We start from the raw sequence: 26,303 nt of genomic DNA on the forward strand, positions 1-26,303 counted from the left end.
GTCGCCGCTTCGTTCATTGCGGGGTGAAGACGCCGGTCACCCGGCCTCCGGCATTGCCCTTGAACACCGAGCTGTTGGTCTTGAGGTTGATGGTCAGCTCCGGCCCGTTCAGCTTGCCCTGCGCGTTGACCACCGTGACATTGCCGCTCAGCCTCAGGATCAGGGTGTCCGGATCGAATGTCGCCTTGGCCCCGGTGGCGTCCTGGCTGTCGGTCTTGATCCGCACATTGCCGGTGGCGGTAAGGCCGTCGATGTCGCTTTGCCCACCGCTGCCATAGACCACCACCACCTTGTCGGCCCAGAGCTTCAATCCGGTCCGGGTGATCGTGACGTTGCCGGTGAAGGTGGCGTTGTTGTTGTTCTGGTCGATGGTGAAATCGTCGGCGGCGACGTTCACCGGCTCGGCCGCGGCCGCCGGCAGCGCCATGGCCAACAGGGTGGTCAAGGCAATAGCGAGGGCAGCACAAAACTTCATTCGGTTTCCCCCGGGGTCGAAACCAGCGTCACCCTGGCGTTCTTGAAGGTGTAGATACCGGTTTCGCGGTCATAGGTCATGCCATCGGAGACGATGTGCGAGCCGCTGGGCATGGTGATGTCGACGTTGCCGCTCGCCACCATCTTCCAGTTCATCAGGTCGGCGAACACCGCTTCGAGCGTGCCATCGAGCCCTTCCGAACTGGTGACATGGGCGATCCCCGGCACGTTCAGCAACTGGTCATTGGTCTGGAACTGTGCTGCCGCCGCTTCCGCCTGCATCGCCGCACCCTCCGGCGGGGTCATGGTGAACACTGCGTCCTCCATGTCGATCAGGTCGTTCTGTGTCGGCGCCACCTTCGCCGCCCGAGCCGACAGCGCGTAAAGCGTGCCGTCATCGCCGGTGGAGGTGAGTCGTGGCGTTTCCACCACCAGGTTGTCCCGATCGATCCTGATATTGGAGTAGCCGAAGCGCTGCCCCAGATTGTCGATGACGATCATCGCCAAGAGCACCACGAACACCAGCACCCCGCCGGCTGGCACCAGCCAGCGCAACAGGCTGACCAGCCGGTTACGACGATTGAGTCGCGCGTAGAGCGCGGCGCGATCGTCGATCGGGGTGGCCAGCGACGCCATCAGCTATGCGCGAAGATGTCGGTCTCGTCCCAGCCCATCAGGTCGAGGTCGATCCGGTGCTTGAGGAACTCGAAGCAGGCCTGGGCCAGTTCGGTCCGGCCCTCGCGCCTGAGCATCCGATCGAGGTGGCGCTTCAGGTCGTGGAGGTAGAGGACGTCCGATGCGGCATAGTCGAGCTGCGCTTCGGAGATCTTTTCGGCGCCCCAGTCCGAGCTCTGCTGCTGCTTGGACATGTCGATGTTGAGCAGCTCGCGCGCCAGGTCCTTGAGGCCGTGCCGATCGGTGTAGGTGCGCACCAGCTTACTGGCGATCTTGGTGCAGTAAACCGGGCCGGTGACGATACCGAAGCGGTGCTTCAGCACGGCCATGTCGAAGCGCGCATAGTGGAAAATCTTGGTGACCCCGGGGTCACTCAGGAGCTTCGTGAGGTTCGGCGCGTCCTTCAGATCCTGCGGGATTTGCACCACGTCGGCGCTGCCGTCACCGGGGGAGAGCTGCACCACGCAGAGCCGGTCACGCCGCGGATCGAGGCCCATGGTTTCGGTATCGATCGCCACCTCCCGGCCATAGCGCTGGAGGTCGGGCAGGTCGCCCCGATGCAGTCTGATCGTCATGTCGAAATCCTGGTTCGGCGATTTGGGCTGTGATGCCATAGCATAAAGGCGTTGGAAAGACCGGGCGGCATCGTTACAAAACCCGGGGCGGCCGCAGGCCACGCGGCTCGCGGCGGGTGGGTTACTTTATGACGTTGAACAAGGTCCGCGACGGACTGAGCGGACTGCCGCGTCGCTGGAAGCAAGCCATTCTGATCGGCTTCGACATGCTCGCGCTGCTCGGCGTGCTGTGGCTGAGCTTTGCTATCCGCCTGGGCGGCACCTTCACGCCTACCATGTCGCACATCCTGTTGATGCTGCTGGCGCCGATCCTCGCCGTGCCGGTGTTCATCCGGATGGGGCTGTATCGCGCCGTGATCCGCTACCTGCCGGAGCGGGCGCTGTGGACCATCATCCAGGCGATGATGCTGGCAACCCTGCTCTGGGTGTTCGCGCTGTTTCTCGCCGAGGCGACGCGGCTGGCGACCTTCCCGCGCACCGTGCCGCTGTTCTACTTCATCTTCGGCACCGTCATTGTCGCCGGCTCGCGCTTCCTCGCCAAGGCACTGCTCTGGCTGCCTGAGCGCAACCTCCGCCATGGCGGCGGGGTGGTGATTTATGGCGCCGGTTCCGCCGGCACGCAGCTTGCCGAAGCGCTGCGTGCGCATCGCGCCAGCTCCGTCGTCGCCTTCGTCGATGATGACCAAAGCCTCTGGGGTCGCGATGTCGCCGGCATCCGCGTCGACCCGCCGACCAGGCTCGGTGAGCTGATCAGCAACCGCGGTGTCAGCGAGGTGATCCTCTCGATTCCCTCCGCCGACGCCACCCGACGCGCCCAGATTGTCACCGAGCTCAGCCACCACCCCGTCAAGATCCGGGCGCTGCCGGCGATTGCCGACCTGGTCTCCGGCAAGTACCTGATCAGCCAGCTGCGCGAGATAGATATCGACGATCTGCTCGGCCGCTCCGCCGTGCCCGCCGATCCCGAGCTGATGGGCGAAATCCTTGGCGGTCGGGTGATCCTCGTTACCGGCGCTGGCGGCTCGATCGGCTCGGAGCTCACCCGGCTCATCGTCCAGCACGCGCCCAGGAAGCTGGTGCTGCTCGAGGCCAACGAGTTCGCGCTCTACGAGATCGACCGGCACCTGCGCACCCTGGCTGAGGTCGAGATCGTCCCGGTGCTCGGCTCGATCGCCGACGCCGCGCTGCTCCGCCGCACGCTCGAGGGGCAGGGCGTCGAAGTGATCTTCCATGCCGCAGCGCACAAGCATGTGCCACTGGTCGAGGCCAACGCGCTGGAGGGCGTGCGCAACAATGTTCTGGGCACCCGCATCCTGGTGGAAGCGGCGGTCGCGGCGGGCGTACAGCGCTTTGTCCTGATTTCGTCCGACAAGGCAGTGCGGCCGTCGAGCGTCATGGGGGCGACCAAGCGCTGGGCTGAACTGATCGTCCGCCACTACGGCAAGGGCAGCGGTATGCGCTACTGCTCGGTGCGTTTTGGCAACGTGCTCGGCTCCAACGGCTCGGTGGTGCCGCTGTTTCGCGAGCAGATCGCCGCCGGCGGCCCGGTGACCCTCACCGACAGCCGCATGACCCGCTACTTCATGTCGATCCACGAGGCGGCCGAGCTGATCGTCCAGGCCGGCGCCATGGCCGAGGGTGGTGACATCTTCCTGCTCGAGATGGGCGAGCCGGTACGCATCCGCGATCTCGCCGAGAACATGATCCGGCTGGCCGGCCTGTCGGTGAAATCCGACGACAACCCCACCGGTGACATCGCCATCCGCGAGACCGGCGCGCGGCCGGGCGAGAAGCTGGCCGAAGAGCTGTTCTTCGATCCGGCCAACGCGCTGCGCACCGCGCAGCCGAAGATCCTCCGCTCGCCACCGGGCGCCCGCCAGACCAACGACCTGTTGCCCGCCCTCACGGCGCTCGATGCTGCGCTGAAAGCCGAAGACGAAGCCGAGCTGCGCCGCGTGCTGTTCGACTACGTGAAAGTCTGAGCCGGCGGTGCTGATCGCGCAGCTCTCCGACCCGCACCTCTGCGCCCCCGACACGCTCTATCAGGGGCTGGTCGATTCCAACGCCATGTTCGAGGCTGCCATTGAGCGGCTGGCGACGCTCGATCCCGCCCCCGACCTGGTGCTGCTGACCGGCGACGTCACCGAGCACGCCGCAGCCGCGGAGTACCAGCTGGCCCGGCGCCTGCTCGCCGGCATCCGGCAGCCCGTGCTGGCCATCCCGGGCAATCACGACGAGCGCGAAGCTTTCCGCGCCGCCTTCGCCGACCGGGGCTACGTGCCCGCCACCGGCCCGCTGCATTTTGCTGTCGGCCGTCACGGGCCGGTCCGTGTCATCGGCCTCGATATCAGTGTGCCGGGCCAGCATCACGGTGATTTCGACGCGGCGACGACTGCGTGGCTGGAGGCGGCGCTCGCGGCCGAACCGGAGCGGCCGACGCTGATCATGCTGCACCAGCCGCCCATCGAAACCGGCATCGGCTTTATCGACACCTATCGCTGCTTTGGCGGCGAGCGGCTGGCGGCCATCATCGCGCGCTACCCGGCGGTGGAGCGCGTGCTCTGCGGCCATGTCCACCGTCACATGTCGCGGCGCTTCGGTGGCAGCCTGCTGCAGATCGCCCCAAGCACCACCACAGCCATCGCCCTGCGCCTCGCGCCCGGAGCCGAACCCGCCTCGTTCGTCGAGTCACCAGCGCTGCTGCTGCACCACTGGCGAGCGGATTCCGGGGTGGTCACTCATCACGTGCCGATCAACCCGGGCGAAGGCCCGCTGCCGTTCTTCTGAGCGCCAGCTAAGCGGCAGCTGACTGCATCATTCATCAGGCATTCAAGTGCTACTGAGCACTTGTTGATGATCAACGCGGGCGGCGGGCTTGGGGCTCCGCCGGTTTCGCGCTCGGCTCCGAGCCCCGGTGAATCCTAGGGAGAATTGCCATGAAACGAATTGCACTCGCCGGCTTCGCATTGCTTGGCCTGGTCACCGGCGCAGCCGCGCAGACGCCGCCTCCGGCAGTGGTCAGCTTCGCCACCATTGCCGACATGCCGACGCTGAAGGATACCTCCAAGCAGGATCATTTCGCCGTCACGCTTTCCGACGCCCAGGTGGTGACCAACATCACCGTCGATTGCACTGCCGGCCGCACTGAGCTCTTGATCGTGCGCAACGACAAGGCCTGCGCCATCGGCGGCAATGGCTCGATCATCAACCCGTCCAACAAGCAGGCACTGCCGCGCACCCAGTATCTGGGCCAGTACACCGTCACCGCCGACGGCAGCACCGACGCGCGGACGCTGTCGATCAACTACCTCGCCGTCGGCAAGGTGGCGCCCGACACCAAGCAGTTCGGCGGCTCGCTGAACTTGAAGCCCGAGCTCTCCTCGAGCGGCGCGGCCGGGCTCACCCAGTCGGTGCTGAAGAAAATCACCGGCGACAATACCGGTCCGATCAACAATGCCGTCGACACTGTCGACCTCAACCGCCTGTTCATCCCCTCGGCCGGCCTGCCGTCCGACAAGGGCTGCACCTGGTCTGGCAACATGGTCTTCGCCTACCAGACCTATTCCTGGTTCATGTCGCTGTCGGCCGATTGCAACGGCAAGGTCTATGAGCTGAAGGGCAATATGCCGTTCACCGATACGCCCGGCGTCGAAGGCCAGACCCAGTATGACCTGACCCTGACGCTGCCCTCTACCGAACTGGTCGGCGACGACGCGCTGTTCGCCACCACCGACGAGAACGCCGACCTGTTCGCCTCGGTCGACGGCATCACCGGCAACATCATCATGAAGAATTCCAACAATGTCACCGTCACCGTCGATGGCGAAAAGATCACCACCCCGATGAAGGTGGAGGCCTCCGGCAGCCTCTCGGGCACCAACGTGCCGCTCGAAGTGGTCCGTTCCTTCGCCACCCTGATCGGCATGCTGCCCTCGACCTTCTTCGGCGCCTGAGCCGTTATCGGTCGCACCCATCGAGCCCCGCGCGAACCGCGCGGGGCTTTGCCATGAAGCCGGCAGGCGTCAGGCCTGTTCGGCTGCCTCGTCGCCGGCCCGGATCGGCTTCACCGCTTCGAGGTCCTGGCCGCGGAACTGCGCGATGCGCAGGCGAAAATTGTAGCCGATGCGTTCGGCCCGCTCGACGAACAGCGCCGCGACCTCGGGCGGACAGAGTTCTTCCGCCGTCTCGCGGAACAGCTTCAGCCAGCGCGCGAAATGCCGGTCGGAGAGTTCGGGGATGGCGATGTGCTTGGGCATCGGGCGGCCGTAATAGCGGCCACTGCCCAGCAGCATCGAGCTCCAGAAATCGGCGATGGTTTTGAGATGCGCCGGCCACTCGGCCTCCGGGATCACCCGGTTGAACACCGGCCCGATCACCTCATCGCGCCGCGCCCGGCCATAAAACTGTTCGACCACCGCAGTCACCATGGCGTCGTCCAGCTCGGCTGGGATCAAGCGGCCGGTCGGGTGGAGGCGGGGGCCTTCGGGAGCAGTCACGTCATGGCCTTTCGGAGCCGCCGGCGCGTCGTGCACGCCGGCGACCTATGTAGTTAGCTCAGGCGACCTTTGCGAGCGCCTGTTCGACATCGGCGATGATGTCGTCGATGTGCTCGATGCCGACCGAGATGCGGACCAGGTCTTCCGAGACACCGGCCTTGGCCAGTTCCTCGGGGCCGAGCTGGCGGTGCGTGGTCGATGCCGGATGACAGGCCAGCGACTTGGCATCGCCGATATTGACCAGCCGAAGGATCATCTGCAGCGCGTCGATGAACTGGCCACCGGCGACGGCGCCGCCCTTGATGCCGAAGCTGATAATGCCCGACGCCTTGCCCTTGGTGATCTTCCTGGCCGTCGCATTGTACTTGCTGTCCGGCAGCTGGGCGTAGTTCACCCAGTTGATCTTGGGGTGCTGCTTCAGCCAGGCGGCGAGCTTTTCGGCATTCTCGCAATGCCGCTCCATCCGAAGCCCGAGCGTCTCCAGCCCTTGCAGGAACAGGAAGGCGTTGTGCGGCGACAAAGCCGCGCCGGTATTGCGCAGCGGCACCACGCGGCAGCGCCCGATATAGGCCGCCGGCCCCAGCGCTTCGGTATAGACCACGCCGTGATAGGACGGGTCGGGCTCGTTGAGGATCTGGAAGCGGTCCTTGTGCTTCACCCAGTCGAACTTGCCCGAGTCGACGATGATGCCTCCGATCGAGTTGCCGTGCCCGCCGATATATTTGGTGAGCGCGTGCACCACGATGTCGGCGCCGAACTCGAACGGCTTGCAGAGATAGGGCGTCGCCACCGTGTTATCGACGATGACCGGCACACCGTGGCGATGCGCGATCTCTGCCAGCCGCTGGATATCGACGATGTTGCCAGCCGGATTGCCGATCGACTCGCAGAATACCGCCTTGGTCTTCTCATCGATGAGCTTCTCCAGCCCCTCGAAATCACCCTGGTCGGCCATCCGCACCTCGATGCCCTGGCGCGGGAACGAGTGCATGAACAGGTTATAGGTGCCGCCATAGAGCTGGCTGATCGAAACGATGTTATCGCCGACGCCGGCGATCGCCTGGATCGAATAGGTGATGGCGGCCATGCCCGAAGCGACGCAAAGGCCGGCAATGCCGCCTTCCATCTCGGCGACGCGCTGCTCCAGCACTGCCGTCGTCGGGTTCATGATGCGGGTATAGATGTTGCCGGGGACCGCCAGGTTGAACAGGTCGGCGCCGTGCTGGGTGTTGTCGAAGACGTATGACGTGGTCTGATAGATCGGGACCGCCGCCGCTTTAGTGGTTTCCTCCGCCTTGTAGCCATGATGGAGCGCGATGGATTCGAGCTTCACTTATTGTCCTTTCAAGCAATGAACCCCCGGCGAACCGGTGGACCTATATCCGTAACATGGCCGGATGGGGCAGGGACCCCGTCCGAACGGATGGGGATTGCGTGATTTGCGCGCAGTGGGAAATATCGCTCCCCTTCAACCATCGAGGCCAACGTGCAAATCCGAGCTGAACGCCCTGCCGACGATGCGGCGATCCATGAGCTGACCCGCTTGGCGTTCGAGCCGATGCCGTTCAGCAGCGGCACCGAAGCGCCGATCATCCGGGCGCTGCGCGCCGCCGGCGACCTGACGCTGTCGCTGGTCGCCGAGGACGACGGCACGATCGTCGGGCACATCGCCTTCTCGCCGGTTACCATCGATGGCGTGCATGGCGGCTGGTTCGGGCTCGGGCCGATTGCTGTGCGTGCCGACCGGCAGCGCCAGGGCATCGGCAAGGCGCTGATCGCCCGGGGGCTGGAGCTGCTGCGCCAACAGGGCGCCGCCGGTGTGGCGCTGATCGGCAACCCCGATATCTACGGACGCGTCGGCTTCGAGAGCGACGGGCTATTGGCCTATGGCGATCTCGATCGCCGCTACGTGCAGCGGCTGGTGCTGTCCGGCCCGCCGCCGCGCGGCGAACTCAAATTCGCGCCGGGCTTCGACATCTAGCGCTTGAGGACATCGGCGACATTGTCGCCGGGCCACACCCCAAACTCGGTGTCATCCCTGCGAAGGCAGGGACCCAACTCACAGCCCGCGCAGGTGGATGAATGGGGGGGCCTGCTTTCGCAGGGATGACAGCCGGTGGGTGAACCGGTCCAGCGCCGTTTGACCGTCTAACCATGTTATTATAGTAACATACTCTGCGCCGATGCGGTGCGGAGGGGCGGTTGCTTGCAACCGGGCAGAGGTTGGCGATCGAGGCGCGCGGGACGGAGCGGATGGCACGGTTTGAGCCGCACCGTCCGGTCGCGCCGTCAGATCTTGTTGGCGGCCTTCAGTTCGGCGTCGAGCTTGGCCTGGTAGGCCCGCTTCATCTCTTCATCGGCCTTCGCGCTCACCCCGAAATACACAAAGCCCAGCGCCCGGCGCGAGCGGGTCGGCGAGCGGTTGGGGCTCGCCCAATGCACCGTCTTGCAGTCGTGCATCAACAGCATGCCGGCCGGCCCCGGCTGCGCCGCGGTATTGGCGACATCGTGCTCGGTGCCGAAATCGGTGATGCCCTGCGAGAAGCCGAGGATCTCGGAGCGCCCATGCGGACGCCAGCCCTCGAAGGCATGCGAGCCACGCACATATTGCAGGCACCCGTTCTCGTCGTCGACCGGTTCCAGTGCCAGCCAGCCGGTGATCGCCTTGGGCGGCGCGATCTTGAAATAGTAGCCGTCCTGGTGCGGCGGGGTCTGCTTGCCGATGCCGGGCGGCTTGTTGAAATACTCCATGTTCTGCGCGATCGCCGCCTCGCCCAGCACCGTCTCGGCCAGCTCCTTGATCACCCCGTCCGAGAGCAGCGCCTTGAAGTAGCTGTCGTATTTCTCGAGGTACATCATCTGCTTGACCGTCGAGCGGTTGGCCTTGTCCTCGTAATAGACCTCGGTCTCCGACATCTTCGGCACGCATTCGATCAGGAAGCGGTCAAGCTCGCGGTTGATCTCGGCCATGCGCGCGGCATCGAACAGCGGCCGGAAGGCGATGAAGCCGTCGCGGTCGAAATCTGCCTTCAACTGGCTATGCGGAATGCTCATTGCAGCACTCATCCTGCGCTCCTCTCCTCAGGGCCGATGCGGCCTTACCTGATGAAAGGCCACCGCCGCCCTCCCGTCATTCGTGAGGATCGGCACGACGTTAGGAAATCCGATTGCTGCCGTCAGCGGGCACTGGCGAGGCGCCATGCCCTGTGACACCGATCAGCTCGAGCTGCGCGACCACCGCTTCGGTCGGATCAACCGCCGCATGCCGATCGGACCCGTGCAATGGCCATTCCACGATCTGTTCTGGGTGCACGAAGGGCGCGTCGCCATTACATTTCCAGAGCTCGAGGCCAAACTCGAACTGGTGGCTCCATCAGGTGTGCTGATCCTGCCGGGCACCCAGTTTCAGGGTGCAACACTTGGTGCCTTCGCCACCGCCTCGATCTGCCATTTCGCGATGCCCGAAAAGCCGGCGGGGCCAGGCTATGCCCTGCCCAACCCGGACGAGGCGCTGCATCTGCAGAACCTCATCCGCCTCGCCATGCACCTCGCCCGCCGCAACCGCCCCGACGAGTTGCCGCGCCGCAAGCGCCTGCTGCTGAGCCTGCTCGACGGGTTCGAACTCACCGGCGCAACCGACATCCCGACTGCCGACGAGGACCGGCTGACCATCGCCTGGACCCAGGCCGGGCAGAACCTCCATCGCATGCGCACCCTCGCCGACGTGGCGGCCTTGCTCGGCATCTCCGAGAGTGCGTTGCGCGCCATGCATCGCAAGGCCCGGCATACGTCCGCGGGAGAGCACCTGAGGGAACTGCGTCTCACCCGCAGCGAGGAGCTCTTGGTTTCGACCGACAAGTCGCTTGCGACCATCGCCGCCGAAGTCGGCTACGGCCATGCCGCCACGCTCGCCGCGGCGTTCAGGAAGCGCCGCGGCAAGACCCCCGGCCAGTATCGCCACTGGTCCAATCCTTTCGCCTGACCGGAGTTTTTGATGCAGCGTCTTGAAGAGATCACCATCTACGCCAACCCCGACCCGCTGCTGGTCAGCCGCCAGGCAACCTTCCCGGGCATCGTGCAACTGGCCAATGGCGAGCTCTGCGCCATCTTCACCATCGGCCAGGCCTTCGACGCCGCGGATGCCCGCGCCCATGTGAGCCGCAGTGCCGACAATGGCCGCACCTGGTCTGCCCCGGTGCGGCTCACCGACCATGAGGTGCGGCCGGAAGAATCCGAGAGCTTCAAGCCGCTGCTGCTGGCTGATGGCTCGCTCCTCGCCACCGGCTATGTCTTCGTCCGCCCGACCCCGCTGACCCCGGTGGTCGACCCCGAAACCTTCAAGCTGCTGACCCTGCGCAACAAGACCAGCACCTCCAGCGATGGCGGGCGCAGCTGGAGCGTTCCGGCCTATTTCGACATCGAAGGCCAGCCGCTCGAGCTCTCCGGCCCCGCCATCCAGCTCGCTTCGGGCCGCATCATCGCCGCCACCGCGCCGTTCCATCTCGGCAAGGATGGCCATGCGGGCTGGATCATCGCCAGCGACGACAATGGCAGAAGCTGGCGCAAGCTCTCCGAGTTCTACCGCTCGCCGGCCGGGAACGTCTCGACCTGGGAGAGCCGTATCGCCGATCTCGGCGGCGGCCGCGTCGCGGTGATCTTCTGGGCCTATGACAATGCCGCCGGCGCCAACCTCACCAACCACATCGCCCTCTCCAGCGATGGCGGCGAGACCTTCGCGCCGGCGATCGACACGGGCATCCGCGGCCAGGCCTCGAACCTCTTATCGCTTGGCGGTGGCAAGGCGCTCACCATCCATTCGCACCGCGAGGCGCCGGTCGGGCTGATCGTCCGCCGCGTCGATCTCAACGGAGGTGGTTTCAAGGTGGAGGAGGAGCTCAACCTCTTCGCCGATGCTGCGATGGGCAGCGACTCCGCCGACATCAAGAAGCAGTTCGGCAGCCTGAAGTTCGGCCAGCCCTCGCTGCTGCGTTTGCAGAACGGGGAAATCTACGCCGCCTGCTGGAGTTTCGAGCAGAGCCAGTATGTGATCAAGGGCTATCGGATCGCGCTTTGACCGGGCCCTTTCTGAACCGGAGGAGCTGGTTGGGCTCGACGGTAGACCAACCCACCGGCTGTCATCCCAGCGAAAGCTGGGACCCAACTCGCAGCCCGTGCAAGTGGACAATTGGGTCCCAGCTTTCGCTGGGATGACATCGCAGGTGGGGCGATCACAGTGGTTCAACTCATCTGTGAAGCGATCCAGAGCGAGGTCGGGAACGGGCGAGTCGGTGGGAGGACAGGTATCGTGTCGCGGGTGGAAAGCATCGGCGCAGTTGCGGCCGAGTATGAGGAGCAGTCGGATTTCGACAAGATCCGGCGCATTCCCTATCTCTACGCCTTCAACATCATCACCGCCGCAGCGCTGCTCTGCACCGTCACCTCGCCTTTGGCGCTGTTCGCTGCCGAGCTGGGCGTCCCCAAGGACCGCATCGGGCTGATCGGCGGCATCATGCCGTTCGTGCAGGTCATCGCGGTGGTGTTCCTGCCCATCGTCATGGCCTTCGGCCATCGCCGGGTCGCCGGTTACGCCTCGCTCACCCGCTATCTCTGCCTGTCGCTGATCCTCGTGGCGCCGATGTTCCAGGGCAACCCGGACATGGTGTTCTGGGTGCTGTTCGCGGCCATGCTGGGCTTTTCGATCTTCCGCACCTTGGCCGAAACAGCGATCTGGCCGTGGTCGCAGGAATATATGCCGAGCTTCATCCGCGGCCGGCTCACTGGCGGCATCGCACTCGCCTACCTGCCGGTGGCACTGGTGGGTTCGGTCCTGGTGCAGCTCTGGCTTGATGGCCAGCAGGGCATCGAGCGCTTCTTTCCGGTTTTTGCCATCGGGTTGCTGCTGGGCGTCATCGCGGCGTCGACGCTGTTCGGGCTCGGCGGCGGCAAGCCGCGCCCCGGCTCGGCCCGCGGCTTCGATGCTATCCGCGCTATGCGGGTGCCGCTGCGCGACGGTAATTTCCTGCTCTATCTGGTCTCCTCGGGCACGCAGTTCCTCGTCTACACCGTCATCAACCTCTTTATCCTGCTGTTCTTTCGCGAGCGGCTCGGCATCTCGTCGGGCCAGATCGTCCTGATGGCTGCCTTCATTCCGGTGGGCGCGGCGCTCGGCAGTGTCGCTTCGGGCTGGTTCGTCGATCGCTACGGCACCCGCGCCATCCGCATCACGCTGCAGGCGTTGCAGGTGGCGATGCTGATTGGGCTGATGTTCGTTACCAAGGATACGCCCGGCACGATCTTCATCGTCGGGCTGATCTTCTTTGTCTTCGGCATGCTGTTCCAGAGCGCCATCTCGGTGGGCGGCATCTACATGCTCAACTACGTGCCGCCGGCCAAAAAGGAGAGCTACATGACGCTCGCCTATATGACCGACGGCCTGATCGGCGGCGGCGCCGCCTTCCTTGCCGGCTGGCTGCTCGAACTGCTCGCCAGCAACACCATCGTCATCTCAGGCGTGACGCTGGGCAATTTCGAAACCCTGTTTGCGCTCAGCGCCGTGATGGTGGTGGTCTCGGCCATCACCTTCGCCATGCTGAAGGAAGAGGGGGCGACCGGGGTGCGCGATTTCCTCGGCCAGTTCGGCCGCGGCCGGCCGCTCAGCGCGCTCTGGGGCATCCACCGCTATGGCGCGCTGACCTCCGAGGAGCGCCGCCGCGACCTCGCCTATGGCTTCGGCAAGACTCGCAGCGCCCTGGTCAAGGAGGAACTGATCGCCGCGTTGAGTGATCCCTCGTTCGACGTCCGGCACGAAGCGATCCAGTCGCTCGGCCACCTGCCGCCGAGTCCCGTGGTGGTGCTGGCACTTGAATCCATGCTCGCCTATGATGGGCTGGTCGAGCTGCAATATGCAGCGCTCAACTCGCTGGGCCGCATCAAGGCGACGCAAAGCGGCGAGGCCATCGCCCGCTTCCTCGACAGTCCCAACCCGCTGCTCCGCGCCCGCGCCGCCCGCACCCTCGGCGATATCCGGGACGTCAAGCAGCTGCCGCGCATCCGAACAATGTTGGCCGAGGATCCCGAAATCGACGCCCGGCTGGCGGCGGTCTCGGCACTCGGCAAATTCCGTGACAGCCAGAGCGTCGATGGGCTGCTGCAGGTCTATCGCGAACTGGCCGGCGATGCAGTGAGCATGGTGGGCGAGCCGCGCAGCAAGGTGCTGCTCCTGGCGCTGGCCAAGATCCTCGACTGGGAAGAGAGCTTTTCGCGCGAGTGGCGGCACGAGGAAAAGGTGCTGGGCTACCGCCTGCCGGGTCTGTTCGGCCGCCTCAGCGACGACCTGCGCAAGCGCTCCAATGCCGAGCACTCCCGCCTGATGATGCAGGCCGCCGCGGCGCTGAGCTCGGGCAGCACCGGCACCGCCTTCCGCGCCCTGCAGGACCTTCGCCCCTATATCGAGCGCAGTGGCCACCCCGAAGCCGGCATCGTGCTCAAGCTGATGGATGGCACCCGGGATATCGAACAACCGCACCGCGCGCTGCTGATCCTCCTGGCACTGGCGATGCGGCCGGTGCTGGCGGGGTAGTTGTTAGGCCGGTGGCTGTGGACCCCCACCCTTGATCCCTCCCCGCAAGGGGGAGGGAGACGCAGACTGTGAAGCCAGTGTTTTCGTCTCCCTCCCCCTTGCGGGGAGGGGACAGGGGTGGGGGTCAGCCCGCACCAGCGCTTCAGTAGGCGCAGCTAAACCCGCAGCTTCGCCCACCGCACATCGAGCGCGCTCGGCTCACCCGCATAATACACCACCAGCACATCCCCATCCGGCAGGGCCGTCGCCGAGGGCAGGCCAAAACTCCACACATCCATGCTGGCCAGCATGTCGCCAGTATCGCTGCTCGCCGCCTGCACCCTGGCATGCGCATAGACCTCGACCTCGCTCGCCGCCGCGAACGGCGCATCGATGCTCTGGGCCACCCGGGCGCGGATCGACTGCGACCCGAACCGATCGACCCAGGCCAGCACCACGCGGCCATCGGCCAGCACCGCCGGCCGCGCCGCCTGGTCGGCAAAGCCGAGATCTTCGGCCGCACTCCAGCTCGCCCCGCCATCGGCGCTGATCCGGCGGTGGATGTTGAGGTAGCTCGCCGTCGTGGTGTCGTAGGTCCAGGCGAACGAGCCGACCCGGCCATCCGGCGCCACCGCACAGCGGAGGTCCCAGTTGAAAATCTGGCCCGACGGGTCCTCGGCCACCGTCACCGGTCCGCTCCAGCTCTGGCCCTCGTCGGACGAATGAAAGAACACCGCCCGCTGCAGCCATCTCGAACGATCGAGATAGGTCTTGTTGGTCTCGATGCTCATCGCCAGCCGCCCGTCGGCCAACCGCATCAGCGGGCTAGTGAGGCTGGCGGGTCCGATCTCCTGGGGCATCGGCACCGCGCGCCAGTCGCTCCAGCTCGTACCGTTATCGTCGGAATTGGCGAGGAGGATCACCATCGGCAGGCAGCCCTCGGTCTCGGCATTGAACAAAGGTTTGCCAGGATACGTCGTCCGATCGACCCACATCGCGGCGGCCAGCAGCCGCTTGGGAGCGAGTTCGGTGATGTAGCAGAGCTTCAGCGTGCCGCCGATGCCGCGCACCGCGGGCGGCTCGAACGGGTAAGTCGGCGCCGACCAGCTGAGCCCGCTATCGGCAGAGCGATAAAAGGCGATCCGCTCCTTGGGCGAATCCTTCTCGTCGCCGGCCCTGAGCGTTGCCAAGAGCGAACCGTCCGCCAGCGCGGTGACCGACGGAAAGGTCAGGTTGGCGCGATCCGTACCTGGCTCCGCCTTGCCCAGAATTCCCGCTGCGACGATCTGCATTGGCCCATCCCCCTGAGCGTTTCGCGATTGAGTTGCGCCGAGCGACCCTGACCCACCCACCGGGTCATTCCCGCGAAAGCGGGAACCTCTGTTTTCTTGGCCTCATGCACCATCCCAAACGGAGTTCCCCGCTTTCGCGGGGATGACACCGCGGGTGGTGCAATTCGTCCGTGAAACGCTCTAAGCCGTTGCGCCAACCTGCTACGCGGCGCGCCTGAACAGTGTCTCGCCGCCCACCACCGTCGCTTCGATCTCGAGGGTTTTAGGGTCCAGCACAGCGAAGTCCGCGAGCTTACCCACTTCGATCGAGCCGATATCCTTTTCCATCCCCAGCACCCTGGCCGGCACGAGGCTGGTGGCGTGGGCGGTGCGAACGAGGTCGGCCCCGACCAGCTGCACGTAGTTGCGCATCGCCTCGTCCGGGGTCAGCGACGAGCCGCAGAGCCCGCCATTGCGATCGACCACTGCCTTGCCGCGCGCGCTGCGTACCCACTGACCCGGATAGAACTCGAACTCCATCTCCTCAGCGCCGGCATATTTGTTGGCGTCGGTTTCGAGGAACACACGGTCGACCGGCAGTTGCGCCAGGATCTTCATCAGCTTGGGCGAGACGTGGATGCCGTCGCAGATCAACCCCAGCGCCAAGCCCGGTTCGGCCAGCAGCGCATCGGTGAGCGACAGCACGTGCAGCCCCATATTGCCCGGCTCGGGCTGGCGCATCACGTTGTACATATGGGTCACCGCATCGATGCCCCAGGAGACGTAGCGCGCCACATCATCGGGTGCGGCCTGGCTGTGGCCGAGATGGATGCTCACCCCGTGCTGCTTCAGCCGCTTGATGAAGGCTTCGGCACCCGGCAGTTCTGGCGCCAGCGTCACCGCCTTGAGCCGGCCGTTGCTGGCGGCCAGCATCCGCTCGGCCAGTTCGACGCTCGGCTGTTGCAGGTTGCGCGGGTTGTGCGCGCCAGGCGAGGCGAAGACCGGGCCTTCGCTGTGGATGCCGATGGCGCGCGCGCCGGTGGCCTTCTCGGTCTCGGCCGCGAGGCGCGTCAGCGTCGGTTCCATGTTCTCGGGCGGCAGGCAGCTGATCGACGGCAGGAACCCGGTCACGCCGCGCGACAGCAGCAGCGTCGAGTTGTCCGACACGCAGCCGGGCAGGGTGTCGTTGTAGAGATAGACGTCCATGCCGTGCTGCAACAGGTCGATAATGCCGGGGAACAGCAGCTTGCCGCTGGCCTCGACATCCCGCCAGTCGGCGCCGGTGGCGGCGTCCCGGCTGACGATGCCGGTGAACCGGCCATTCTCGATCAACAGATCCTGCCCGATTTCTCCGCCCGGGGTCACCAGCGTGGCGTTACGCCATCTTTGCTTCACTTGCAGAATCCATGCTCGTAGTATATTGTCATGATAACCACCTAACATGCGAATTCAAGGGGAAACATGGCGCCGCAAAGCGCCTCTGTGATCGGCAGGGCGGGCGTGGTGCTATATGTCGCCGAAGCAAACTTCGGCAATCACCTGTCACGGGAAGACCTGGCTTGAGTATTGACCTGTCGCCACGCCACTTGCAGCTCAGAGACATGCTGTTCCGGCGCTGGAAAACCAACGGCCTCAAAGCCGGGGACAAGATCGAGTCGCAGAACGAGATCGTGAAGTTCTGCGAATTCTCGCTGATCACCGTGATCAAGACGCTGAAGGACCTCGAGGCCGAAGGGATCATCCGCCGCCAGGTGGGCAAGGGCTCCTTCCTCGTCGAAACGCCGTGGACCGAAGCGCATCATCGCATCGGCTTCTTTTACAACCGCGACATCGTCGGCGGCGGCATCTTCAACAACGAGTTCTATACCAAGCTGGTGGTGGCGCTGGAAAAGGCCGTGGTCTCCGATGGCCACGAGTTCATCCTCGGCAGCTTCACCCACAAGTCGATGCCGACCCATGTGTGGGACGCGCTCGATGTGGTGGTGCTCGCCGGCATTACGCCGGAAACCGAGATCGACAAGTTGCCCGAGACCTCGGCGCAGGTGGCGATCATGGACCTCGTCATCGAGGAGCTGCCCTACCACGCCTATCGCATCGATTTCGAACCGGCCTTCATGGAGATGTTCCGTCAAAACGACGGCAAGAAGCTGAAATACCTCTACCTCAACACCACCATCACCTCGAGCGAGCAGGCCTCGCGCCTCGCCAGCATCAGGCGCGCCAATGCCTCGACCGCCACCGAGCAGGAGCTGCGCGTCATCTCGGTGAACCAGGAGACCGGCCAGAACGACACGGCCGAACTTGAGGCAGTGCTCAAGAGCTACAAGCCCGATATCGTCTGCGGCTACATGCACCACAGCTGGGTGCCGGTGATCGCCGCCAAGGCAACCAAGCCGACCAAGGCCTATCGCTATTCGCTCGACAATGACGGCCCGAGCTTCAACGTCGACTCCGCCGCCTGGATGCAGCAGGTGCTGGCCGACATCTACGCCAACCTCGAAGACCGCAAACCCGGCAAGCAGGTCATGAGCATGCCGGCGACGTTTCATCCTTAGGAGCCTTGCTTAGAGGCTGGTGCGGGCTGACCCCCACCCCTGTCCCCTCCCCGCAAGGGGGAGGGAGATCAAAACACCGACATCGAAGTATGCGTCTCCCGCCCCCTTGCGGGGAGGGATCAAGGGTGGGGTCGGCCCGCGCCGGCGCTTCGGTCAGCCCGGACCAGTGCTACCCCAACGCCTTATCAAACGCCGCCATTGACTCATCGGCATAGTTCGCCAGCGCGATCACGTCGGCGCCGACCGAGAGCAGATTATACCCCATGTCGACATACTCGCCGATCAGCTCGCGGTTGGTCACCGTTGCCGCGATCTTCCCGTACTTCCGCGCCACCTGGGCAATGCGCTTGCGTACCGCCTTGATCTCGTCGTGCTGGATCTCACCCGGGATGCCGCTCGCCACCGAATAGTCGCCGGGGCCGAAGAACAGGCAATCGACGCCGTCCATCTCGGCGATCGCCTCGAGGTGCTCCATCGCTTCGGGATCCTCGATCTGGTAGCAGGCGAAGCGCTCCTCGTTGGCGGTCTTGAGGTAGTCGAGAAAGCCGACCCGGGTGAACTGCGCATCGTTATTGCCGCCATCGACGGCGCGCTTGCCGAGCGGCGCGAACTTGGTGATGTCGCGCACCTTGCGGGCGTCATCGGCATTCATCACGTGCGGCACGATCAGGCCGGTCGCATCCATCTCATAGCCGCGGATGTAGTCGCTGTAGCTGCCGCGCGACACGCGCAGCAGCGTGTCGACGTCATAGAGCTTGGCGGCGCGGATCTGGTTTTCCACCTGCTCCCAGGTCGCCGAGGTATGCTCCATGCACAGCCACAGCGCATCCGGCTGCGCCGCGGCGAAAATCTCGGCGATCTTGGCGTCGGCGATGTTGAGCTTCAGCACCCGGGCCACCTTGCCCTCGCGGATGGTGCGCAGCACGCGGCTCGGCCGCATGCGGAAGCGCGTCGGGGGCGTCGCGGCGTAAGGCTGCGTCTGGGACAAGGTGATCTCCTCCGGAGGGGTTATTTGGCGGTATAGCCGCCATCGATCGGGATGTTGGTGCCGGTGACATAGGCCGAGGCGTCGGAGGCGAGAAAGACGATGACGCCTTTCAAATCGGTATCGTTGGCCATGCGACCCAGCTGGGTGCGGGCGCTATAGGCTTTGACGAACGGCGCCGGCTGGTTGTTGAAGAAGCCGCCCGGCGACAGGCAGTTCACCCGGACATTGTCGGCGCCGAGGATGCTCGCCGCCCAGCGGGTGAAGTTGAGCATGCCGCCCTTTTCGTAGTGGTAGATCGGCGAGGGGTTGGGCGTCATGTCGGTGCCCTCGTAGTTCGCCATTTCGACCCCGACCATGCCCATCATCGAGCCGATATTGATGATCGAGCCGGATTTCTGCGCCCGCATGTTGCGGCCGAACAGCTCGGTGATCTTGAACAGCGCCGAGGCGTTGACGCGGAGGCTCCTGTCGAACGCATCGAGATCATGGGCCCAGCCATCGAGTGCCGAGCGGGTCACCGCGTTGTTGACCAGCACGTCACAGCGGCCGGCCCGGGCGATCACCTCGCGATGCAGCGCTTCGATCGAGGCGTCCGACGACAGGTCGAGCTGCAGCGCCGTGACGTCGAGGCCGCGGGCCCGCTCTTCAGCCGCCACCACTTCGAGTTTTGCGAGATCGCGTGCCGCAATGAAGGTCTGCGCCCCGGCCTCGGCCAAAGCCGCGACGATCTGCCGGCCATAGAGCCCGGCGCCGCCGGTGACCACGGCGACCTTGCCTTTGAGCGAGAAGCTTTCGAGTACCTGCATGGTTCAGTCCATCTCGCTGAGGAAAACGCGGCGACCGCCTTGTTCGCGGCTTTCGATGCCGGCGATCACCAGTTGCATCAGTTCGCGCGTCTCCTCCCACGGCACCGGCGGCTTGCCGGTGCGGAGGTAATCGACGAAGCCGACGAGCTGGGTTCGGAACGCATGATAGGTGTCGGTGAACTTGAGCTGCAGCCCGGCGGCGGTGCCGGCCAGCGTCACCATGCCGAAGCCGCCGCCCATATCCTTGGTCACCTGCAGCAGCACGTCGATGCCGTCGCGGTGGCGCAGGTGCACGATGTTGGAATTCGCGTCGCCGATATTCTGCACCGACACGTAGCCTGGTCCGGTGATCGGGTAGACCGTCTCCAGCGCATGGATGCCATAGGCTTCCCATGACTTCGCCATCGTGGCGCTGACATGGCGCAGCTGCCCGAGCGCATGCGTGGCGCGGTGATAGGGCGCGTACTCCTTGGCAAAGCGCATCGCCGACGAGCTGATCAGCGGCTTGCCCTCGGCCACCCATTTCGAGAACGTCGCGAGATCGAGCCGGTTGTCGCAGAGCGGCTTGTCGATGAACACCGGGATGCCGGCCTCGATGAACGGCCGGGCCCGCTCGACATGCTCGAACCCTTTGTCGGTGGCGACCAGCACCGCATCGACCTCGCCGATAACGTCCTCAGCTCGGCCCGCGATGTTGGGAATATGCGCCACCGCGGCGACCTGCACGGCGTCCGCCGGGTCATCCGTCCACACATGCGTGACCTTGGCGCCGGGGATACCGAGCGAGCCCGGAGGTTGCTTTCCGATATAGTCCTTGATCACCGGGTAGGGGCAGGCCGCGAGCGCCTTGGCGTCGTAGCTGCCATTGATGATGATGCTCCAGGAATAGGGGTGCCCGTTGCCCTCCACCATGCCCAGCATGGCGAGACGGATTTCATCCCGGGTGATCGGCAGAACGCTCATCGACAAATTCCCTACCAGGCGGTCCAGCCGCCATCGACATTGAGACAGTGCCCGGTGATGTAGCTCGCGGCATCGCTGAGCAGGAACGCCGTCGGTCCGGCCATTTCGTCCTGCCGGCCGATCCGGCCGAGCATGGTCTGGCGCGCCAGGTTCCCCATGAACTCGGCATTGTCCTGCGTCGCCTGGTGCGGGTAGGGGCCGGGCGCCACGGCGTTGACGCGGATGCCGGCCGGGCCGAAATGGCCGGCCATGTAGCGCACCATCTGGATCATCCCGGCCTTGCCGGCGCCGTACTCGATCGGGTTGGGCGCCATGTCGCCCGGGTAGTTCGCCGGGTTCGGCGCCACCACGCCATACATCGAGGCATAGAGCACCATCGCGCCGCCAGGGCCCATATGCCTGGCTGCCTCGCGCGCGAGGAGGAAGCTGCCGGTGAGGTTCAGCCGGTTGGTGCGGTCGAAATCCGCCGCGGTCAGCTCCTCGAAGCGCTTGCCGGTGGAGCCGAAGGTGGCGTTCACCACCCCATGCAGCGCGCCGAACTGTTGCGCCGCGCCGCGTACCGCCTTGAGGATCGAGTCCTCGTCGCCGATGTCGAGCGGCAATGCCAGCACCCCGCCGCCGAGCCCCTTGAGCTCGGCCTCGGCTGCCGCCAGCCGCTCCGGGTCGATGTCCGCCAGCACTACATTGGCGCCCTCAGCGGCGAGCAACTTGCTCACTGGCAGCGCCAGGTAGCCCGCGCCACCGGCCATCAGAATGGTCTTGCCACCAAAACCAGGCATCAGAGCCTCACGATCCGTTTTTCGAGCCAGGATTGCTTGGCGGCCAGCGCCACCCGCAGGTTGTCACGCGCGTCGTCGAGCGTCGCCAGCCAGCACGGCTTGCCCTCGATCGCATCGAGCATGGCGTCGGCCTGCATGCGGAAGCGCGCCTGATGCGCTTCGGTCGGCACCAGCCCCTGCATGAAGTCGCGCTCGTCCTGCCATTTGCCGCTGTCGTCGTCGGCGAATTTCAGCGTCGAATGCTCGAGCATCAGGTTGCCCTTGGTGCCGATGAACTCGAAGCGCGCAATATTGGGCTTCTGGAACTGGTTGATGGTGACGTTCGCCATGGCGCCGCTCTGAAAGCGGATCGAGACGAGGCAGGTGTCCTCGGTATTGGTGCCCTCGAGCACCAGCCGGTCATAGAGGCAGCTGACATCGGTCGGCTTGCCCATCAGCCAGATCAGCATGTCGAACAGGTGGCTCGCCGCATCGAGAATGGCGCCGCCGCCCATTTCCGGGCGGGCGTAGTAGGTGCGCTGGAAATCCGGTCGATATTTCGGGAATTCCTGCGAGGAGTTGAGATAGGCGAGCCGCAGCGTGCCGATCTTGCCGTCGAGGATCTGCTGGCGCAGCGTCACCACTTCATCGGCGACCCGCCGCACATAGCCGACCCGCGCCACGAGGTTCTTGGAGTGGACCAGCGCCAGCGTCTCGTCGACCTCGTCCATGGTCACCGACAGCGGCTTCTCGACGAGGAAGTTGAGTCCGGCCTCGGCGCAGCGCCGCATCAGCGCCACATGAAAGTTGGCCGGGGCACAGATCACCGCGAGGTCGAAACTGTTGAGGTCGGCTTCGCTGATATCGGTATAGGTCTCGGTGATGCCGAACAGCGCCTTGGCTTCATCGCGGCGCCCGGCGTCCGGCTCGACGATCGCCAGCTGCACCCGCCCCGTCAGGCTGTAGCCCTTGAGGTGGCGCCGGCCAATGCCGCCGCTCCCCACGATAAGCACCCGCTTCACCGACGCTGCCCCCTCACCCGACAACCAAGTATGTTGTTATGCTAACGGCATATTTAGTGCTGTCAATCGCGGCTGAGGGTCATCAGCTGCACAAAAAGTCGAAAGCCGTTGAGCTCGCACCATGATCCGTGATGCGGCGGTTCCGCCAGACGAACCACAGTCGAACGCACTGTTTGACTCACTTGACTCCAAGAAAAGCATGTTATCATGCTAACGGTATATTTAACCGATCAATGCAGGGGGATGCATTCGAATGGGTACAAAACCAAAGGTCCTCGTGACCGGCGCCAGCGGTCTGATTGGCGGCCTCGTCATCCGCGACCTCTCCGACAAATACGAGTTCAGCGGCTTGAGCCGGCGTGTCGTCCCGGGGATCGTCCACACCCAGGCCGAGATCGCCGACCCGGTGGCCATCCGCAAGGCGTCCGCGGGCATGGACATGGTGCTGCACCTGGCGGCCGAAACGCACGAGTATGACGACTGGGACAAGGTGATGCAGAACACCATCGGCGGCACCCTCAACATGTTCCGCGCTGCACAGGAGGCCGGCGTGAAGCGGGTGGTGTTCATGAGCACCGGCAGCACCATGTGCGGCTATGAATGGTACGAGGGCTCGCCCTACGGCAAGCTCGCCGCCAACCAGTTGCAGGCCCTGCCGCCGGGCGAAAAACTGCTCGACTACAAGGATCCGCCGCGCCCCGACAGCTTTTATGGGGTCGGCAAGCTGTTCGGCGAGAATACCGGCCGGCTGTTCTCCGATCGCTACGGCATGTCGGTGATCTGCATTCGGCTCGGCGCCGTGCTGCCGAGCGACCAGCCCGAACTGATCCGCCATTACCCCGGCTACCTCTCGCAGGCCGACGCGGTGCAGATGGTCGACAAATGCCTCGATGCCCCCGAAAGCGTCCGCTTCGACATCTTCGACGCCATCTCCGAGAACAAGCGCCGCTGGCGCGACACCTCGCACGCCAAACAGGTCATCGGCTGGCAGCCGACGGGTTCGGCCGACAAGTACGACATCAGCAAGCTGAGCGTTTGAGCGGCCGAAACCGCCAATCGTGCAGCGGCTGCCTTCTCCCACAACAAGGGGAGAAGGCGAGAGGTGTCTTACTCTCCATCTCGCCACTCCCACCGGCCGTCATCCCGGCGAACGCCGGGACCCACTGCTCGGAGGCCTGGGCAGGCACGAACCGTGCTGATCTGTCACGGCAAGGTCGGCGGGGTCCGCGCCGGTGCAACCTTCGGAGCACTGGGTCTCGACTTTCGTCGGGATGACGGCCGTTGGGGTGGGTTTCATCCAGCCCGACTGCGACCAAGCCCATCCCCCCAAAAATCCCCGGAAATCCTGACTTTGTTCCGTCTGGCGAACCTATTCGCCGGTGTCGCAGCCGTCGCTTGACCACCCCAAACTGATATGTTGTTATGTTAATGACATATGCAGGCCACCAGGGGGAATTGGTGACTCAGCGGGGCGATATCGTCGATCGGATGCGCGCTGGCCGCGCCCCGCTCCGCCCGTCCGTCAACCGCTTCCACCATCCGTCGATGCCCACTTGTTCACAGCGAGCATGGCAGTTTGGTCGACCAAAACATAAAAGTTTGACACCATATAGCGTCACATGGCTCCCTAAAGTTGTAGAGGACTGGGGAACCGCTGACATGGCGACCGAAGCTGCCGACATCGCGCAGGCGCTGGCCGAGGACATCCACTCCGGCGTCATCAAGGCCGGAGAGATGATCCCGTCGGAACGCGATCTCTGCGAGCGCTTCGCTGTCGGGCGCACCGTGGTGCGCGAAGCCATCACCATGCTCGAGGGCATGAAGCTGATCGAACAGCGCAAGGGCTTTCGTCCGCGCGTCGTGACGCCGACGCTGGCCCAGGCCATGGCCGGGGCCGCCGAGGCGGCGCGCTTCTTCTTTCGCGGCAGCGAGGGCAATGCCCATCTGGAGCAGGCTCGGTTCTTTCTCGAAATGAGCCTGGTGCGCTATGCCGCCCAATACGCCACGCAGGCGCAGCTGGGCAAAATGCTGGCGGCCATTGAGGCGTGTGAGCGCGCCATCGGCAACTACCCGCTGTTCCGTGAGATGGACCTGCGCTTTCATCGCACGCTGGCCGAAGTGCCGGGCAACCCGATCTTCGTTGCGCTGCACGATGCCTTTGTCGATCGCCTGATGCGCCGCCGCGAGGCGCCGGCCGATGTCGCCACCCATAACCGGCGCAGCAATGACGAGCATCGCGCCATCGTCACCGCTCTTGTCGCCCGCGACGAGCCGGAGGCGGTCAGGGTGCTGACCGTCCACCTGTCGCGCAACTACGCCACCTACATGCGCCAGGCCCTTAGCGGCACTGAATCGCCTGTCGGCACTGAACCACGTGCGGCCGTTTCCAACTCGGAGGGATGAGAGGGAAGGCCGGCGCCGTCGGGGTCCACGAAAGCGTGGATCACTATCCGTGAGTTAAACAGGGAACCCATTCACATGAAGAAATTGCTGGCACTTGGCATGGCGCTGCTCATGTCGACCTCGGCGATCGGCACCGCAGCCGCGCAAGCCACCAACAACAACCCGCTTTCGGACGTCCGCGTCCGCCAGGCCCTGGCCTACGCCATCGACATGCAGACCATCATCGACACCATCTTCGATGGCAACGCCATCAAGGCGGTCGGCATGCTGCCCAATGGCCCGTTCAAGAACCCCGAGCTCAACCCCTACGATTACAACCCGGACAAGGCACGCGAGCTGCTGAAGGAAGCCGGCTGGGATTCGAACCGCACCCTCGAGATGGTCTACTATTACGATGACCAGATCACCGCCAACCTGATGCAGGCGCTGCAGGCCTATTTCGCCGATGTCGGCATCAACATGAATGCCCGCCTGCTGACCGGCGACGTGGCCAAAACCCTCGGCGCCATCCCGCCGAACCCGACCGACAAGTCGCTGGTCTCCTGGGATCTCGGCTATGGCGCCCGCGCTGCCATCGTCATGCAGGAATATTACAACGACTACGCCACCGGTAAAGCCAGCTCCGACCAGTTCCCGGGCACGCCCGAGATGGACGCGGCCATTGCCGCCACCAATGCCAGCACCGATCCGGAGAAGCAGAAGGAAGCCTTCTTCGCCATCGAAAAGCTGATGAACGACAACGTCTACACCGTGCCGCTCTACTACCAGCGACTGTTCACGGTGGAGAGCGACCGGCTGAACCGCAACGGCGCCCCTTACGGCAACGAGCAGTTCAACTACAACTGGGATATCCAGAACTGGACCGTCACACCCGACGCCAGCGGCAAGCAGGTGTTTTACACCAACGGCGCCCCGGTCGATTATTTCGAGCATCCCTGGGCCAATCTCGGCCTCTGGGTCGGCAACCGCTTCGTCTTCGACCGGCTGCTGTTCGCCAACCCGACCATGACGGGCGTTGCCGGCGGCGACCTCGCCGAGAGCTATACCATCAGCGATGACGGCAAGACCGTGACGCTGACGCTGCGCGATAACATCAAGTGGCACGATGGCGAGCCGATCACCGTCGACGACGTCACCTGGAGTTTCGAGGCGGCTCTGTTCGTGCCGAACCTGCATGGCGTGGTGGGCAAGACCCTCAACGCACTCGAGGGCGCCGCCGACTATGTGGCGAAGAAAGCCGAGCACATCTCGGGCATTTCGACCGAAGGCAACACCATCACGCTGAAGTTCGCGACGCTCGACCCGAACGTCCTGATCTCGCTCAGCCAGTTCGCGCCGCTGCCCAAGAAGTATTTCGAGGGCACCGATCCGACCGTGCTGCAGCAGAACGCCTTCTGGCAGAAGCCGGTCGGCTCCGGCCCGTTCAAGGTCGATACTGTCGCCTTCGGCGACTACGCATCGCTCTTGCCGTTCGACGACTACTTCCTCGGCAAGCCCAAGATCGAGCAGGTGGTGGCCTTTGCCAGCGCCGACGGCGACGTCAACATGGTCAAGAACGCTGCGGCCAACCGCATCGACTTCGCCATCACCAAGGTGACCAGCGACGTGAAGGCATTGGAAGCGATGCCGCACATGAAGCTGACGCCGATGGATATCCCCTACACCCGCATGATGTGGATCAACACTTACGACAAGTAAGGCCCGATCCCGTTAGCTCCGGATGCCGCGGCCAGACCGCGGCATCCCTCTCCCGTCGTCC

At 64.7% G+C, this 26,303-nt stretch carries 24 protein-coding genes; 11 read left to right on the forward strand and 13 right to left on the reverse strand.

All coding sequences use genetic code 11. The annotated features are described in order from the left end of the window. Positions 1-13: 13 nt before the first annotated feature. Genes lptA through ASC89_RS12865 form a run of 3 tightly spaced genes read right to left on the reverse strand, consistent with a single transcriptional unit; the run spans position 14 to position 1,724 of the window. Positions 14-475 carry a lipopolysaccharide transport periplasmic protein LptA gene (gene lptA / locus ASC89_RS12855; protein WP_055872949.1) on the reverse strand — a complete coding sequence of 154 codons (462 nt, stop codon included), beginning with the start codon at positions 473-475 and terminating at the stop codon, positions 14-16. Then, positions 472-1,110, reverse strand: coding sequence for an LPS export ABC transporter periplasmic protein LptC (gene lptC / locus ASC89_RS12860; protein WP_055998391.1), 639 nt, complete (start codon positions 1,108-1,110; stop codon positions 472-474). The genes lptA and lptC overlap by 4 nt, the downstream gene beginning before the upstream one ends. Next, a complete protein-coding gene (locus ASC89_RS12865; protein ID WP_055875847.1) occupies positions 1,110-1,724 on the reverse strand; it encodes a ribonuclease D in 615 nt (204 codons plus the stop codon). Before ASC89_RS12865 ends, lptC begins: the two co-directional genes overlap by 1 nt. 128 nt (positions 1,725-1,852) lie before the next feature. Between ASC89_RS12865 and ASC89_RS12870 the strand changes: the two genes are divergently transcribed. The 3 genes from ASC89_RS12870 to ASC89_RS12880 all read left to right on the forward strand — a co-directional run bounded on the left by ASC89_RS12870 (position 1,853) and on the right by ASC89_RS12880 (position 5,677). Beyond that, the gene (locus ASC89_RS12870; RefSeq protein ID WP_055998394.1) at positions 1,853-3,706 is read left to right on the forward strand and encodes a nucleoside-diphosphate sugar epimerase/dehydratase; all 1,854 of its coding nucleotides are present in this window, start codon (positions 1,853-1,855) and stop codon (positions 3,704-3,706) included. Between the two features lie 7 nt (positions 3,707-3,713). Continuing rightward, positions 3,714-4,511 (forward strand): phosphodiesterase, encoded by a 798-nt coding sequence (locus ASC89_RS12875; protein ID WP_055998397.1) that lies wholly within the window; start codon positions 3,714-3,716, stop codon positions 4,509-4,511. Positions 4,512-4,660: 149 nt separating this feature from the next. Next, a complete protein-coding gene (locus ASC89_RS12880; protein WP_055998400.1) occupies positions 4,661-5,677 on the forward strand; it encodes a hypothetical protein in 1,017 nt (338 codons plus the stop codon). Positions 5,678-5,746: 69 nt separating this feature from the next. Here ASC89_RS12880 and ASC89_RS12885 read toward each other — a convergent pair whose 3' ends face one another. Both ASC89_RS12885 and ASC89_RS12890 read right to left on the reverse strand, forming a co-directional pair. After that, the gene (locus ASC89_RS12885; protein WP_320410473.1) at positions 5,747-6,256 is read right to left on the reverse strand and encodes a group III truncated hemoglobin; all 510 of its coding nucleotides are present in this window, start codon (positions 6,254-6,256) and stop codon (positions 5,747-5,749) included. Between the two features lie 22 nt (positions 6,257-6,278). Next, positions 6,279-7,553: an O-acetylhomoserine aminocarboxypropyltransferase/cysteine synthase family protein gene (locus ASC89_RS12890; RefSeq protein WP_055998407.1), complete on the reverse strand. Its 1,275-nt coding sequence runs from the start codon at positions 7,551-7,553 to the stop codon at positions 6,279-6,281. Positions 7,554-7,706: 153 nt separating this feature from the next. Here ASC89_RS12890 and ASC89_RS12895 point away from each other — a divergent pair, with 153 nt between their 5' ends. After that, positions 7,707-8,201 carry a GNAT family N-acetyltransferase gene (locus ASC89_RS12895; RefSeq protein ID WP_055998409.1) on the forward strand — a complete coding sequence of 165 codons (495 nt, stop codon included), beginning with the start codon at positions 7,707-7,709 and terminating at the stop codon, positions 8,199-8,201. Between the two features lie 308 nt (positions 8,202-8,509). On the opposite strand, the gene ASC89_RS12900 is transcribed toward ASC89_RS12895, so the two are convergent. Then, a complete protein-coding gene (locus ASC89_RS12900; protein WP_055998412.1) occupies positions 8,510-9,274 on the reverse strand; it encodes a phytanoyl-CoA dioxygenase family protein in 765 nt (254 codons plus the stop codon). Between the two features lie 145 nt (positions 9,275-9,419). On the opposite strand from ASC89_RS12900, the gene ASC89_RS12905 reads away from it, so the two are divergent. The 3 genes from ASC89_RS12905 (at position 9,420) to ASC89_RS12915 (ending at position 13,799) form a co-directional block, all read left to right on the forward strand. Beyond that, positions 9,420-10,202, forward strand: coding sequence for a helix-turn-helix transcriptional regulator (locus tag ASC89_RS12905; RefSeq protein WP_055998416.1), 783 nt, complete (start codon positions 9,420-9,422; stop codon positions 10,200-10,202). A 12-nt stretch (positions 10,203-10,214) separates the two neighbouring features. Continuing rightward, a complete protein-coding gene (locus ASC89_RS12910; protein ID WP_055998419.1) occupies positions 10,215-11,294 on the forward strand; it encodes a sialidase family protein in 1,080 nt (359 codons plus the stop codon). 231 nt (positions 11,295-11,525) lie between these two features. After that, the gene (locus ASC89_RS12915; RefSeq protein ID WP_156384611.1) at positions 11,526-13,799 is read left to right on the forward strand and encodes an MFS transporter; all 2,274 of its coding nucleotides are present in this window, start codon (positions 11,526-11,528) and stop codon (positions 13,797-13,799) included. 155 nt (positions 13,800-13,954) lie between these two features. Here ASC89_RS12915 and ASC89_RS12920 read toward each other — a convergent pair whose 3' ends face one another. Together ASC89_RS12920 and ASC89_RS12925 are read right to left on the reverse strand one after the other, a co-directional pair. Beyond that, positions 13,955-15,070, reverse strand: coding sequence for a sialidase family protein (locus ASC89_RS12920; RefSeq protein ID WP_055998425.1), 1,116 nt, complete (start codon positions 15,068-15,070; stop codon positions 13,955-13,957). Positions 15,071-15,271: 201 nt separating this feature from the next. Beyond that, a complete protein-coding gene (locus ASC89_RS12925) occupies positions 15,272-16,444 on the reverse strand; it encodes an N-acetylglucosamine-6-phosphate deacetylase (RefSeq protein ID WP_244488458.1) in 1,173 nt (390 codons plus the stop codon). 164 nt (positions 16,445-16,608) lie between these two features. Here ASC89_RS12925 and ASC89_RS12930 point away from each other — a divergent pair, with 164 nt between their 5' ends. Continuing rightward, complete coding sequence (locus ASC89_RS12930) at positions 16,609-17,604, forward strand: GntR family transcriptional regulator (RefSeq protein WP_055998427.1); 996 nt, start codon at positions 16,609-16,611, stop codon at positions 17,602-17,604. Between the two features lie 169 nt (positions 17,605-17,773). Here the strand turns inward: ASC89_RS12930 and ASC89_RS12935 are convergent, their stop codons facing one another. Genes ASC89_RS12935 through ASC89_RS12955 form a run of 5 tightly spaced genes read right to left on the reverse strand, consistent with a single transcriptional unit; the run spans position 17,774 to position 22,141 of the window. Next, entirely contained in the window at positions 17,774-18,592 is an 819-nt protein-coding gene (locus ASC89_RS12935) for an HpcH/HpaI aldolase/citrate lyase family protein (protein ID WP_200940448.1), read from the reverse strand. A 20-nt stretch (positions 18,593-18,612) separates the two neighbouring features. Continuing rightward, positions 18,613-19,398 carry an SDR family oxidoreductase gene (locus ASC89_RS12940; RefSeq protein ID WP_055998430.1) on the reverse strand — a complete coding sequence of 262 codons (786 nt, stop codon included), beginning with the start codon at positions 19,396-19,398 and terminating at the stop codon, positions 18,613-18,615. Between the two features lie 3 nt (positions 19,399-19,401). Further along, positions 19,402-20,361: a Gfo/Idh/MocA family oxidoreductase gene (locus tag ASC89_RS12945; protein WP_055998434.1), complete on the reverse strand. Its 960-nt coding sequence runs from the start codon at positions 20,359-20,361 to the stop codon at positions 19,402-19,404. 11 nt (positions 20,362-20,372) lie between these two features. Beyond that, entirely contained in the window at positions 20,373-21,140 is a 768-nt protein-coding gene (locus ASC89_RS12950; RefSeq protein ID WP_055998436.1) for an SDR family NAD(P)-dependent oxidoreductase, read from the reverse strand. Beyond that, positions 21,140-22,141, reverse strand: a complete 1,002-nt coding sequence (locus tag ASC89_RS12955) for a Gfo/Idh/MocA family protein (RefSeq protein ID WP_055998439.1) — start codon at positions 22,139-22,141, stop codon at positions 21,140-21,142. The genes ASC89_RS12950 and ASC89_RS12955 overlap by 1 nt, the downstream gene beginning before the upstream one ends. Positions 22,142-22,394: 253 nt before the next feature. Between ASC89_RS12955 and ASC89_RS12960 the strand changes: the two genes are divergently transcribed. The 3 genes from ASC89_RS12960 (at position 22,395) to ASC89_RS12970 (ending at position 26,242) form a co-directional block, all read left to right on the forward strand. Further along, complete coding sequence (locus ASC89_RS12960) at positions 22,395-23,180, forward strand: NAD(P)-dependent oxidoreductase (RefSeq protein WP_055998442.1); 786 nt, start codon at positions 22,395-22,397, stop codon at positions 23,178-23,180. A gap of 620 nt (positions 23,181-23,800) precedes the next feature. Beyond that, positions 23,801-24,544, forward strand: a complete 744-nt coding sequence (locus tag ASC89_RS12965; protein ID WP_055872889.1) for an FCD domain-containing protein — start codon at positions 23,801-23,803, stop codon at positions 24,542-24,544. Between the two features lie 75 nt (positions 24,545-24,619). Further along, positions 24,620-26,242, forward strand: coding sequence for an ABC transporter substrate-binding protein (locus ASC89_RS12970; protein WP_055872887.1), 1,623 nt, complete (start codon positions 24,620-24,622; stop codon positions 26,240-26,242). Positions 26,243-26,303: the final 61 nt, after the last annotated feature.

It is taken from the genome of Devosia sp. Root413D1, from assembly GCF_001425235.1.
Classification (GTDB): Bacteria; Pseudomonadota; Alphaproteobacteria; order Rhizobiales; family Devosiaceae; genus Devosia_A.